Source organism: Thalassotalea loyana (genome assembly GCF_030161435.1).
GTDB classification, from domain to species: Bacteria; Pseudomonadota; Gammaproteobacteria; order Enterobacterales; family Alteromonadaceae; genus Thalassotalea_G; species Thalassotalea_G loyana.
Genome location: NZ_BSSV01000005.1, coordinates 12,154 through 25,840, shown reverse-complemented (window position 1 = coordinate 25,840; position 13,687 = coordinate 12,154). Strand labels below are relative to the sequence as shown.

Here is a 13,687-nt window from a genome sequence, read left to right as displayed (position 1 = left end):
TTAATCGTTTATCCAATAAAACATGCCCGGTCACCATATCGGGCATTTTTTATTTTAAAGGATACAAACCTTACTAGGCTTTAATTGAGCCAGTGAGTATAATTAGCCCAATTTTTAATAAAGTTTATAACGTAAACTAGGAACGACATGAGTACGTTTGATATCAAAACCTTCCAAGGTTTAATTTTACAATTACAGGATTATTGGTCACGCCAAGGTTGTGTGATCATTCAGCCACTCGATTTAGAAGTAGGGGCTGGTACTTTTCACCCTATGACATTCTTACGCGCTATTGGCCCGGAGCCAATGAGCAGTGCTTACGTGCAACCATGTCGTCGTCCTACCGATGGTCGTTACGGTGAAAACCCAAACCGTTTGCAGCATTACTATCAATTCCAAGTCATGTTGAAGCCATCGCCAAAAAATATCCAAGAGCTTTACTTAAATTCTTTAAAAGAGTTAGGCATTGATCCATTGGTTCATGATATTCGTTTCGTTGAAGACAACTGGGAATCACCAACACTAGGTGCCTGGGGTCTTGGTTGGGAAATCTGGTTAAACGGAATGGAAATTACTCAGTTTACTTATTTCCAACAAGTAGGTGGTTTAGAGTGTGCACCAGTAACAGGTGAAATCACATACGGTCTAGAGCGTCTTGCAATGTATATCCAAAATGTTGATAGCATCTATGACTTAGTATGGACAGATGGCCCTATGGGTAAAGTACTATATCGCGATGTATTCCATCAAAACGAAGTAGAGCAATCGACGTACAACTTTGAACATGCTGACGTTCCAGCTTTGTTCGAACAATTTGATCATTGCGAAAAAGAAAGTCAAAAGCTCATTGAGCATGGCTTACCTCTACCTGCATACGAGCAAGTAATGAAGGCATCACACGCTTTTAACTTATTAGATGCACGTCACGCTATTTCAGTTACAGAGCGTCAACGCTACATACTTAGAGTAAGAGCTCTATCTAAAGCCTGTGCTGAAGCATACTACGAAGCGCGTGAAAAATTAGGCTTCCCACTTTGCCAAACTAATGACCAAGCAACTAATAAGGAAGAGAAATAATGACAACACAAACCTTATTAATTGAATTAGGTACTGAAGAGTTACCACCAAAATCTTTAAAAGAGCTCGCTGAGACGTTTTTAGCACAAATCGAAGCTCAGTTAAGCTCAGCTAACTTAGCGTACGATAACGCTACGTGGTTTGCTTCTCCGCGCCGTTTAGCGGTAAAGGTAGCTAACCTTCAAGAAAAGCAATCAGACAAGGTTGTTGAAAAGCGTGGCCCGTCAGTATCTGTGGCGTTTGATGAAAATGGTGTTGCGAGCAAAGCAGCGGAAGGTTGGGCTCGTTCTAACGGTATTACGGTTGAACAAGCGGAACGTTTAGTCACAGACAAAGGTGAATGGTTATTACATAAAGCCACCGTTATGGGTGAGACAGTAGACGCACTTATTCCTGCAATGGTTAAGCAAGCCGTCGCAAAATTACCAATTCCAAAACCAATGCGCTGGGGCAGCAGCCGCACTCAGTTTATTCGTCCAGCACATACGCTAACGATATTATTTGGTGATAAGGTCATCGCAGGTGATGTACTTGATATTGAGTCCGATCGTTTAAGCCAAGGCCACCGTTTCCATAGTGAAGGCTTAGTCTCTATTGATCACGCTGACAACTATGAAGCGGCTTTAAAAGAAGCGTACGTATTAGTTGATTACCAAGCACGCCAAGACATCATTAAAGCGCAAATTAAAAATGCAGCTGATGAACTAGGTGGTGATGCGCTCGTTGACCAAGACTTATTAGATGAAGTAACCGCTCTTGTTGAATGGCCAGTTACTTTAGTTGGTGATTTTGATGAAAGCTTCTTAGAAGTACCGCCAGAACCACTGATTTACTCAATGAAAGATCACCAAAAATACTTCCCTGTCATGGATTCGAAAGGCAATCTATTAAATAAGTTTATTTTTGTATCTAACATTGAAAGTAAAGATCCGAGCCAAGTGATTTCAGGCAACGAAAAGGTTATTCGTCCGCGTTTAGCTGATGCTGAGTTTTTCTTTAAAACAGATAAAAAGCAAACGTTGGAATCTCGCTTAACTAGCTTAGAGACAGTTTTATTCCAGAAACAATTAGGCACGTTAAAAGACAAGTCTGAGCGCATTGCAGCGATGAGCCAATTTATCGCAAGTTTAATCAATGAAAACACTGAACAGGCATATCGTGCAGGTTTATTAAGTAAAGCTGACTTAATGACTGAGATGGTTTTAGAATTCCCACAAGTGCAGGGCACTATGGGTAAATACTATGCGACCCACGACGGCGAAGCTATGCCTATTGCTCAAGCATTAGAAGATCAATATCGTCCGCGCTTTGCAGGTGATAAGCTGCCAGAAGGTAATATTGGTTGCGCAGTTGCCATTGCAGACAAGATTGACACATTGGTTGGTATCTTTGGTATTAACCAAGCACCAAAAGGCGACAAAGACCCATTCGCATTGCGTCGCGCAGCAATTGGTTTAATTCGTATTATCATTGAAAAAGGCTTGAGTATTGATATCACTGCACTGGTTGAACACAGTGTTGCGTTATATGGTGACAAGCTAGTTAACGAAAATACGTTGAACGATGTTAACGACTTTATTTTGGGTCGCTACCGTGCATTCTACCAAGAGCAAAATATCAGCGTTGATATTATCCTCGCTGTATTGGCAAAAGCACCTACAGCACCATTAGATTTTGATCAGCGCGTTAAAGCGGTAACTCACTTCAAAGGTTTGGCTGAAGCAACAACTCTTGCTGCAGCGAATAAGCGAGTAGGGAATATCTTAGCTAAATTTGATGGTCAGTTACTTGAATCAGTTAACGGTGCATTAGCAACGGAAGATGCTGAGAAAGCATTAATCGATGCTGTAGCAAATGTTGAAACAACAATAGCGCCAATGATTGAAGCAAAGGAATATCAAGGTGTATTAACGGCACTTGCTCAGTTAAAGACGCCAATTGACGCATTTTTCGATGATGTAATGGTGATGGCTGACGATGAAGCGGTGAAGGTTAACCGTTTAACACTGCTTGCTCAAATTCGAGCGCAGTTCTTAAACGTGGCTGATATTTCTTTATTACAATAATCAGTAATACCAATTGAAAAAAAAAGGGAGTGCTATGCACTCCCTTTTTTTATTAAGTATTGATAGGGTTTATCATCGGTTTGCTGAGCGACAAGTTCATGCTCCATAAAGCGGCAAAAACTTGGAACATCTCTTGTCGTTGACGGATCGTCTGCTGTTATTAGTAATGTCTCGCCAGCTTCTATCTTCCTGATGTTGAGTCTAATCATCATAACTGGCTCTGGGCACCTTAGCCCTACAGCATCAAGTACGTGATCGGCATTATCGAACGGGCTTTGACTCATAACAGCTACCTTAAATAATAAAAGGGCGCTAGTTTACGAAAATTGACGAGGATATCAATCTTTCTTACTGTCTTGCACGACATAACCATCAATTCCGTTTACTGTTAGCGTGTCAAGTTGCCATTTTTTAGCTGACGCCTTATCTTCAAAATTGTCAATAATGACGCGATATACATTTTTGTCTGGACGAATACTTAGTTTGTGATTGTCTAGCAAGCCTATTTTTTCCTCTATTTCTTTGACAAATAGCTTTGCGTTTTCATCATTTGAAAAGACTCCTAATTGAATATGCCATTGTTGGTAAACAATGCTTTCACCTGAGTTAACTACATCCATGTCATTACTTTCGGACTTAGCGGTGGCTACCACTGGAGCATTTACCACCGAATTATCATTCTTATTGATTGATGCGTTAACAATATTCGATTGCTGTGTTTGCTCTGGTTTGGTTGTTGCCTTTCGCTTAGCCGTTATTTTATTCTCTGTACCAAATTTAAAAGTAATACCAAAATTTATGCTGTGCATATCGCGATATGCATCATTTCCAAACTGACTTTGGTGCTTTAGCGTAACTGCAAAGTTATTCGTTAAGGCAAAATTAAACCCTAAACCTAAATAGGGCAAAGTACTCTCTGAAGCTAAAAATTCTTCATTGGTCGTATCGGTTACATACATGACACCTGCGGAAGCAAACGAAGTAATTTTATCATTAAACGGCTTCTGCATTGTTGCGCCCAAGTATAGTGACTCGAACTCTCCGTACAGTGTTCCTGTATTCGTTTCCTTTTCAAGTTCACCTGATTGATCCACACCTACCTGAAATGCAAAATTAGGCTTAAAAAAGTACTGGTAACCTGCATTAAATCCTACATCACTAGCAGATTGATAATTATAACTAGAAAGCAAATAAACTTGATGTTCGTTCGCTAAAAGGGAACTAGGGATTATAGTAGCAATTAATGGATACAAATATTTTTTCATTTTTACCGTGTCAGATAGCGTAGTTTTTATTGTTTTTTTTCATATTACCAGTAAGGTAGATGACGATAAAGCGCAATACTAGATTGCAAAGGCTTACATTTTTGCCGAGAGTTCCATGCCAAAAACCGATTTTTTTAAAAAATGTTTTCTTCCTATCGCTTTGGTTACTTCATCTTTAATAGGATTATCTGCTCATGCAGCTTCACAAGATAATCAGTATTACAGAGAGTTATTCAAAAAAGCGGAAAAGTTAACAGGTCGCTCACAATCAGCTCAATATAAAGAGTTGTATCAGCAACTTCATTATTATCCGTTACAACCATATTTAGATCAGCAACGGTTGATAAAATCCATTCATGTTAATAATGCAAATAACATCTCTCAATTTCTAGCAACCTATGAGGGAACACCGTTAGATTGGCCACTGAGAAAAAAGTGGTTGGAATATTTAGCAAAAAAGAATTACCGCACATTATTTATTGATGCGTTTAAATCAAATAGCGATCCAAAGCTCATGTGTTATATGAGGTCAGCACAGCTCGCTGCTGGTGAATCACCTGACGTAATACTGCCACAAGTGACTGAGTTATGGGTTGTTGGTAAGTCTCAACCAAAAGTTTGTGACAGCATATTCAAGCAGTGGAAAAACGCAGGGTATCGCACACAGGACGTTGTTTGGCAACGCTTGGAAAAAGCAGCAGATGGAGGCAAGCATACCTTAATACCATATATCACAAGCTTGCTTGACCAAGATCAGCAGTATCTGGGTCAGCTATGGCATAAAGTACGTCGTAACCCTGCTTATATTACAAAACTATCAAGGTTTCCTAAAAAGAGCGCGAGAGAAGCACAAATTCTGTCTTATGGTTTAAAACGTTTGATTTGGCGAAATCAAGACTTAGCGATCAAGGTTTATAAAGAGGCACAAGCGCGTTTTCCATTTTCTACAGAACAAAGGCAATCGATTGACCAGAAGTTCGCTTTGGCTTTAGCAACGAGAGGGCATGAAGCAGCAAAAGAATGGCTAGTAAACGTAGATGACACTCTACAAAACGATCAAGTTATTCAGTGGCGTATTTCACAAATGCTGCGTGATGACAATTGGCAAAGTATTCATCAACAATTGAAGCAATTTCCAGAAAAAACAAAAGAGACACTTCAGTGGAAATATTGGTTTGCTAGAAGCTTAGTTGAGACAAGTCAGGAAAATGCTGGTGAAGTATTACTAGCAGAGCTTGCGACAGAGCGTCACTACTACGGTTTTTTGGCGGCAAGCCGATTATCAAAAAATATCGCACTTAATCATCAGCCACTAGAAATAACGCAGCAAGAAAGAAACCAAATATTGCAAAGCGACAGTGCTAAAAGAGCGTTTGAGTTTTTTCATTTGGGCAGACCAACCATGGCGCGCAAAGAATGGAATCATTGGCGAAAGTCATTAACAACGCGAGATCGGTTAGTTGCTGCCAAAGTAGCTAATGAGCAGGGATGGTATGACAGAGCAATATTTACCCTTGCTTACGAAGGATATTTGAATGATGTCGATTTGCGTTTTCCTTTGGCCTATGAGGAAACAATAACTGCACAAGCAAATAAACACGATATTTCACCTCCTTGGGCGTTTGCAATTGCGCGACGTGAGAGCTCTTTCATGCCAGATGCACATTCTGGTGCTGGCGCACGGGGTGTCATGCAAATTATGCCTGCTACTGCGAGGCATGTGGCTAAGCGTCCCGTTTCTATTAGGAAACTGAATAATCCTGAACAGAATATTGCTTTAGGTACTAAATATTTAAAACAGCTGCTTGATAAGCATAATCAGAATCAAATCTTAGCAACTGCTGCATACAACGCTGGTAGTTCAAGAATTAATAAATGGTTGAAAAACACACCCACGCTATCAGCTGATATTTGGATTGAAACTATCCCATTTAAAGAAACAAGAGAGTACGTAAAAAGTGTAATGGCTTATCAACAAATCTATCGGGAAAAAACAAACCAAAAAGAATCGTTGTTTGCCATGTTAATTGCGATGGAGATCTAGTGCTTTGACTAGCTCAACGATACGCATACTGGTACTATTGCGCTAATTACAACAGACTCAATTGGTAGGGCATATGTCAAAATTACAAACACTTTACCCAAATCATGTAAAAACAATGCAGGAACGCACGGCCAGTGTTTTGGCTCGTGAAAACTTAGAAGGGTTGGTCATCCACTCTGGACAAGAAATAAAAGTATTTTTAGATGATTATGGTTATCCATTTAAGGTTAACCCGCATTTTAAAGTGTGGTTACCATTAGTCGATATCCCAAATTCTTGGTTGATCGTAAATGGTAATGATAAGCCAACCTTAATTTACTACCAACCTGTTGATTTTTGGCACAAAGTTATTCCATTGACGGAAAGTTACTGGAATGAGTTTTTTGATATTAAAGTGCTCACCAAAGCGACAGAAGTTGATAAACTGTTACCATATGATAAAGCTGGCTACGCGTATATTGGCGCGCATATTGAAGTAGCTCAAGCGCTTGGTTTTGACAATATTAACCCTGAGCCTGTACTTAATTACTTGCATTATCATCGTGCATATAAGACTGCTTATGAGCAAGAATGTATGCGTAACTCAAACAAAATAGCGGTTACTGGCCACAAAGCGGCAAAAGCGGCATTTTTAGCTGGTAAGTCAGAATTTGATATTCAACAAGCGTATTTAAAGGCGACAAACCACACAGCGAATGATACACCTTATGGCAATATTGTTGCTTTAAATGAAAATACAGCCATTTTACATTACACAGCGTTAGAGCTTACAGCTCCAGATCCAATGCGTTCATTCTTGATAGACGCTGGTGCTCAATTTAATGGATATGCGTCTGATATTACCCGTACGTATGCATTCGAACAAAATGAGTTCGCTAATATGATCAAGCGCATGGATGAGTTAATGTTGAAATCCGTCGATGGTTTACGTCCAGGTAAAAGTTATGTAGATCTTCATATTGAGACGTATCGTGATATTGGTAATGTGTTAAATGAGTTTGGGATTATTAATGTGGATGCCGACACGGCGGTTGAAACAGGAATCATTTCGACGTTTTTCCCACATGGCTTGGGTCATCACTTAGGTTTACAAACTCATGATGTAGGTGGGTTTATGGCTGATGAGCGTGGCACGCATATTAATTCGCCTGATAATCACCCGTTCTTAAGAACTTCTCGTGTAATAGAAGCTAATCAAGTATTTACTATTGAACCGGGGCTTTACTTTATCGACTCGCTTCTAGGTGATTTAAAAGCTTCAGAGCATAAAGATATGGTTAATTGGCAGGCGGTAGAGTTACTGAAGCCATTTGGTGGTATAAGAATTGAAGACAACATCATTGTTCATCAATCTTCCAATGAAAACATGACGCGAGATTTAGCACTCGATTAATAAGCTAGATCAAGTCAATGACGCCTAAGGCATACCGTATTGCGATTAATGATGTAGTTGAAGAAACTGTCGTTAATCGCAGTCGTTTCATTTGTTATCTTTTTCCATGTACTTCATCCGAAGACTTCAAAATTAGGTTGAATGCTTGTCAGCAAGAACACCCTAATGCTTCTCATCATTGTTACGCATTTTTGTTTGGTGCCCCAGATGATAGCCAAAAATATGGTTTTTCTGATGATGGTGAGCCATCAGGAACTGCCGGGCGGCCAATGTTAGCGAGCTTGCAGGGGGGGGATATTGGAGAAGTTGCAGCGATCGTAGTTCGGTATTTTGGTGGAACTAAGTTAGGGACTGGAGGCTTATCTCGGGCATATAGCTTAAGTGTCAGAAACGCATTAGAAAAATTGCAAAGTCATACTAAAATACCTATGGTACAACGCTCATTGTCGTGTCAATATACACAGATAAATGATGTTTATTACTTACTTGAGCAACATCAGGGGAAGTTAATTGAACAACGCTTTGAAGCATCTGTTGAATTAACTCTTGAGCTACCTATTGCGCAAGTTGAAGCATTTGCAAATCAGATAGAAACAATGTCATCTGGTAAGTTAGTACTAACATCAGACGAATAATAACAATTGGTGGATACCAAAAAAGCCGTGCAATATAGAAACATCATCCGAATTTTAGGATTACTGGTCACTTTATTGAGTGGAACCATGTTACCACCCGCTTTAGTCTCTGCAATCTATCGAGATGGGGGCGGTGTTCCGTTTCTTTTATCTTTTTTGTTTTGCTTAGCTGCGGGTGTATTGACGTGGTACCCAAATAGGAACCAAAAGGGCGATTTAAGAGCACGGGAAGGCTTCCTGATCGTTGTTTTATTCTGGACGGTACTGGCGAGTTTCTCCGCAATTCCATTATTACTGCTAGACGCGCCTAATTTATCTGTTACTGATGCGTTTTTTGAATCCTTTTCTGGTTTGACGACAACTGGCGCCACAGTACTAACTGGCTTAGACAGTATGTCTCATGCGGTTCTGTTTTATCGCCAACAATTACAGTGGCTCGGTGGTATGGGGATCATCGTATTGGCGGTAGCTGTCTTGCCTATGCTTGGCATTGGTGGAATGCAGCTTTATCGAGCTGAGACGCCAGGTCCTGTAAAGGATTCCAAAATGACCCCCCGTATTGCCGATACGGCAAAACATCTGTGGTACATCTATTTATCCTTAACCATTCTTTGTGGTGTCGCGTACTGGCTCGCGGGAATGTCAGCATTTGATGCGATATGTCATGCGTTCTCAACCATTGCTATTGGTGGTTTCTCAACGCATGATGCAAGTATGGGGTACTTTAATAGCCCAGCGATTAATTTGGTTTGTGTCGTGTTTTTGATTATTGCAGGGGTAAACTTTGCACTACATTATGCGGCTGTTCAAAATCGTTCATTTAAAAGTTATATTTTTGATCCTGAATTTAAGGTATTTATTTCAATTCAAATAGTGCTAACGCTCGTTTGTTTCATCGTGCTTATGACCGAAGGCACATATAGCGATGCGGATAGGGCACTTGATCAAGCATTATTTCAGTCTGTTTCAATTAGTACGACTGCTGGTTTTGCTACGACATCATTTGCTGATTGGCCAACCTTGTTACCTATATTATTAATCTTCTCGAGTTTTATTGGTGGCTGTGCCGGCAGTACTGGTGGTGGTATGAAGGTGATTCGTGTATTTCTCTTATATTTACAAGGTGTTCGTGAGTTAAATAAGCTTGTTCATCCTAAAGCCATTTTTTCAATCAAGCTGGGTAAAAAAGCGCTACCACCTAGAGTTATTGAAGCCGTATGGGGATTTTTCTCTGCATATGCAGCAGTATTTGTTATTTGTATGTTGTTGTTAATTGCGAGTGGAATAGATGATATCACTGCATTTACGGCTGTCGCAGCTTGTTTAAACAACCTAGGTCCTGGTCTGGGAGAAGTCGCATCAAACTTTGCCAGTATTAATGACTTCAGTAAGTGGGTGTTGATCGTTGCAATGCTATTTGGTCGGTTAGAGATTTTCACATTGTTAGTGCTATTTACGCCAGCGTTTTGGCGTTCATAATTATTTTACTGAGAAAAAAGCCCAGCATATTGCTGGGCTTTTTTATGTGAACAGTTAGAAGTATATCGCACCGACTTGGAATAACTTTTCAACTTCAGTGATGTACTTTTTATTCACTAAGAAGATGATGACATGATCTTCCTCTTGAATAACCGTATTAGAATGTGCAATAAGTACTTCGTCACCACGAACGATTGCACCAATAGAAGCACCTGGTGGAAGTTTCAATGATTTGATTGTTCTGCCAACAACTTTTGATGCGCTCTCATCGCCTTTCGCTACAATTTCGATTGCTTCAGCCGCACCACCACGTAGCGAGTAAACATTATCAATCGAGCCTTTACGGATACGTGTTAATAAAGCGGAAATCGTCGCATGTTGAGGTGATATGGCGATATCGATATTACTACCGTGAACTAGATCAACGTAAGCATCTCGTTGAATGAGCACCATGGTTTTTCTTACGCCTAAATGCTTAGCTAAGAGAGACGACATAATGTTGGCTTCATCGTCATTAGTCACGGCGATAAAGACATCGAATTGATCAATGTGCTCTTCAACCAGCAATTCTTGATCAGACGAGTCGCCTGAGAAGACAACGGTGTTCTTGAGCTCCTGTGCAAGTTGATCTGCGCGTTCAACGTTGCGTTCAATTAGCTTAACTTGATGATTTTTTTCAAGAATGCTGGCGAGTCCTGCGCCAATGTTACCGCCGCCTGCAATCATAATGCGTTTATAAGCAGGTTCCAGCTTTTGAAGCTCATTCATAACGGCACGGATGTGTTTTGTCGCAGCAATAAAGAATACCTCATCATCAGCTTCAATCACGGTAGTGCCAAGTGGACGAATAGGTTTACCTCGACGGTAGATTGCTGCAACACGGGTATCCACATTTGGAATGTGCTCTCTCAGGGTTGAAAGGGCATGACCAACAAGTAAGCCGCCATAGTATGCCTTAACGGCTACTAAACTGACTTTTCCGCCCGCAAACTCTAGAACCTGTAAAGCGCCAGGATAATCTATTAGACGAGCTATATCTCGAGTAACCAATTGCTCTGGCGCAATGATGTGATCAATTGGAATATGTTGGTTATGAAACAAGTCTTCACGGTATTTGAGGATTTGCTCTGACCGGATACGTGCGATTTTTTTCGTTGTACCAAATAGCGAATAACTAATTTGGCAGGCAATCATATTAGTTGCATCGTCACTGGTTACTGCAATAAGCATATCAGCGTCTTCAGCGCCGGCTTGTTTCAAAACTTCCGGATGGCTACCTGCGCCAGCAATAACTTGTAAATCGAGTTTATCTTGAAGCTCACGCAGCTTGTCTTGGTCAATATCGATAAGCGTAATGTCATTTTGCTCACCAACCAGCTTCTCAGCTAGTGTACCGCCAACTTGTCCTGCACCTATAATTATTATTTTCATTCAGTGTTCCGCTACTGCACCGAGTTAGTTATTCTTTATTAGTTTGGCGTAATAAAAGCCATCCATACCTTCTTCATCTGGCAGTATCTGCCAACCGATATCATTGCTGTTATCCGTTATAGGAACAAGCTTAGCTTCTGGCGTGTTTGCTAAAAACGTTTCTATTTGTGCTTTGTTTTCATCAGGTAACACGCTACAGGTAGCATACAGCAAAGTACCACCTGGTTTTAGCATCTGCCAAATATTTTGCAATATTTCTTGTTGAATTTTAGCTAGCGAATCGATATCGTCCGATTTTCTTAACCATTTGATATCGGGATGTCGTCTGATTACACCGGTTGCTGAACAAGGAGCGTCAAGTAAAATCCGGTCAAACAACTCACCATCCCACCATGAATTAGTTGTTGCATCAGCACTAATTAAGGTGGCGTCTAAACCTAGACGAGTTAAATTTTCTTGAACTCGCGCAAGTCGTTTATCTTCGATATCTATTGCTGTCATTTCGACGCTTGGTGCTAACTCAAGCACATGACAGGTTTTGCCTCCAGGCGCCGCACAACAGTCAAGCACTTTATCGTTGGCCTGGCTTTCGAGTAACCATCCAGCTTGCTGGGCAGCACCGTCTTGAACAGATACATGCCCTTGTTCAAATCCCGGGAGTTTACTCACGTCGACTGGGCTAGATAATAAAATCGTTGATGAAAGCATTTGTTTGATACTGTGATCAATGCCTGCATCTGATAGTAATTTACTATAGTTCTCTACACTATGATGTTGTGTATTTACTCGCAACCACATAGGAGGTTTTTCCTGATTGGCGGATAGAATTGACTGCCACTTTTCAGGATACGCTGCTTTGATTTTGTTAATAAACCAGCCTGGGTGGTTATATTGTATAGGCTCTGGTAATTCAGTCTGGCTAGGTTCACTTTGCCTTAAAAAGTTACGTAATACACCATTGATCATGCCTTTCAAATGAAATTGCTTTAGCGGTTTTGCTGCTGAAACGGTTTCATTAAGTGCAGCATGATCAGGAATACGCATGTATTTCAACTGATAAATACCAACAAGTAAGAGAAAATGAGCGACCCTTTGTTTACCTTTTAATGGTTTGTCAACCAAGTGGCGAACATCAAATTCAAGCTCTGGTAAGTAGCGAATAACACCGTAGCAAATTTCTTGAAGTAGAGCAGAGTCTTTCTCAGCCGCTAGTGCTTGCGCAGCGGGCAACTCTTCAGACAAACTTCTACCTTTATCCACAACGTTAAAAATGCACTTTGCCGCGAGTGCGCGAACATTTTTACTCATTAATTAAACCTGTAATTGGTGTACCTTCAGCAAACCAGTGTCCACGCGCATTTAAAATATCACGAACAGCAAGCGGTTTTTTACCCGGTATTTGTAACGACTCGAGCGATAGGGCACCATTGCCTGTCGCAACCAGAATGCCTTGTTTGTCGGCGGACAATATTGTTCCAGGTGTTTTATTATGCTCGATCACTTTGGGTGAAGCCTTCCAAATACGAATGCGTTGTGGTTGTTCTTTTTCATCAGTGAAGGTGAACTGAGCAACAGGCCAAGGAATGTAAGCTCTAACTTTACGATCGAGCGTGTTTGCGTCCATCGTCCAATCAAGCTCAGCTTCTGCTTTATCTAACTTTGCAGCGTAATTGGCTAGACTATCATCTTGCTTTTCTGCTTTATGTTGTTCATCTGCCATTAAACTTAGCGTATCAATTAATGCTTTTGGTCCAAGTTCAGCAAGCTTTTCATAGAGTGATGCACTGGTATCTTCAGCGGTAATGTCACAAAACGCTTTAAGAATCATGTCACCAGTATCTAACCCTTTATCCATTTGCATTATTGTGACGCCAGTTTGCGCATCCCCGGCTTCTAATGAACGCTGGATAGGTGCCGCGCCACGCCATTTGGGTAGTATCGAGCCATGAACATTAATACATCCCAAGCGAGGTGTATTCAAAATAACTTCTGGTAATAGCAAACCATACGCAACGACCACCATGACGTCCGCTTGATAACTTGCTAATTGTTGCTGATCAACTTCTTCTTTAAAGTTTACTGGTTGTTCAACAACTAAATTGTTATCTAGTGCAAGTTGTTTAGTTGCGCAGGGTGTGAGCTTTTTTCCTCTCCCTGACGGTTTATCAGGTGGACAATAAACGGCAACTACGTTGTGGTGAGAATCGATGAGTGCTTGCAGGTGCTGAGCCGCGAAGTCAGGAGTACCTGCAAAAATAATATTTAACGGTTTAGACAAAAGAAATTCCTACTATCAC

The 13,687-nt window shown here is 40.7% G+C and carries 11 protein-coding genes; 6 read left to right on the top strand and 5 right to left on the bottom strand.

Annotated features, from left to right (window positions below; translation table 11 throughout):
- Positions 1-147: 147 nt before the first annotated feature.
- Together glyQ and glyS are read left to right on the top strand one after the other, a co-directional pair.
- Positions 148-1,077 carry a glycine--tRNA ligase subunit alpha gene (glyQ, locus tag QQK05_RS11460; protein WP_284298699.1) on the top strand — a complete coding sequence of 310 codons (930 nt, stop codon included), beginning with the start codon at positions 148-150 and terminating at the stop codon, positions 1,075-1,077.
- Positions 1,077-3,143, top strand: a complete 2,067-nt coding sequence (glyS, locus tag QQK05_RS11455) for a glycine--tRNA ligase subunit beta (RefSeq protein WP_284298697.1) — start codon at positions 1,077-1,079, stop codon at positions 3,141-3,143. The genes glyQ and glyS overlap by 1 nt, the downstream gene beginning before the upstream one ends.
- A gap of 32 nt (positions 3,144-3,175) precedes the next feature.
- On the opposite strand, the gene tusA is transcribed toward glyS, so the two are convergent.
- Positions 3,176-3,427 (bottom strand): sulfurtransferase TusA, encoded by a 252-nt coding sequence (tusA, locus tag QQK05_RS11450; RefSeq protein ID WP_284298695.1) that lies wholly within the window; start codon positions 3,425-3,427, stop codon positions 3,176-3,178.
- 54 nt (positions 3,428-3,481) lie between these two features.
- On the bottom strand, positions 3,482-4,408 hold the full coding sequence (locus tag QQK05_RS11445; RefSeq protein WP_284298693.1) for an SPOR domain-containing protein: 927 nt from the start codon (positions 4,406-4,408) through the stop codon (positions 3,482-3,484).
- A gap of 115 nt (positions 4,409-4,523) precedes the next feature.
- Here QQK05_RS11445 and QQK05_RS11440 point away from each other — a divergent pair, with 115 nt between their 5' ends.
- From QQK05_RS11440 to QQK05_RS11425, 4 genes are all read left to right on the top strand, one after another.
- The gene (locus tag QQK05_RS11440) at positions 4,524-6,452 is read left to right on the top strand and encodes a transglycosylase SLT domain-containing protein (RefSeq protein WP_284298691.1); all 1,929 of its coding nucleotides are present in this window, start codon (positions 4,524-4,526) and stop codon (positions 6,450-6,452) included.
- Positions 6,453-6,525: 73 nt separating this feature from the next.
- A complete protein-coding gene (gene pepQ / locus QQK05_RS11435) occupies positions 6,526-7,845 on the top strand; it encodes a Xaa-Pro dipeptidase (RefSeq protein ID WP_284298689.1) in 1,320 nt (439 codons plus the stop codon).
- 17 nt (positions 7,846-7,862) lie between these two features.
- Positions 7,863-8,480: a YigZ family protein gene (locus QQK05_RS11430; RefSeq protein ID WP_284298687.1), complete on the top strand. Its 618-nt coding sequence runs from the start codon at positions 7,863-7,865 to the stop codon at positions 8,478-8,480.
- 27 nt (positions 8,481-8,507) lie between these two features.
- The gene (locus QQK05_RS11425; RefSeq protein WP_284298685.1) at positions 8,508-9,959 is read left to right on the top strand and encodes a TrkH family potassium uptake protein; all 1,452 of its coding nucleotides are present in this window, start codon (positions 8,508-8,510) and stop codon (positions 9,957-9,959) included.
- A gap of 54 nt (positions 9,960-10,013) precedes the next feature.
- Here QQK05_RS11425 and trkA read toward each other — a convergent pair whose 3' ends face one another.
- The 3 genes from trkA to fmt are packed head-to-tail and all read right to left on the bottom strand — an operon-like array spanning position 10,014 to position 13,668.
- Positions 10,014-11,390, bottom strand: a complete 1,377-nt coding sequence (gene trkA / locus QQK05_RS11420) for a Trk system potassium transporter TrkA (protein ID WP_284298683.1) — start codon at positions 11,388-11,390, stop codon at positions 10,014-10,016.
- Between the two features lie 24 nt (positions 11,391-11,414).
- The gene (gene rsmB / locus QQK05_RS11415) at positions 11,415-12,698 is read right to left on the bottom strand and encodes a 16S rRNA (cytosine(967)-C(5))-methyltransferase RsmB (protein WP_284298681.1); all 1,284 of its coding nucleotides are present in this window, start codon (positions 12,696-12,698) and stop codon (positions 11,415-11,417) included.
- Positions 12,691-13,668: a methionyl-tRNA formyltransferase gene (gene fmt, locus QQK05_RS11410; RefSeq protein WP_284298679.1), complete on the bottom strand. Its 978-nt coding sequence runs from the start codon at positions 13,666-13,668 to the stop codon at positions 12,691-12,693. Before fmt ends, rsmB begins: the two co-directional genes overlap by 8 nt.
- Positions 13,669-13,687 lie beyond the last annotated feature (19 nt).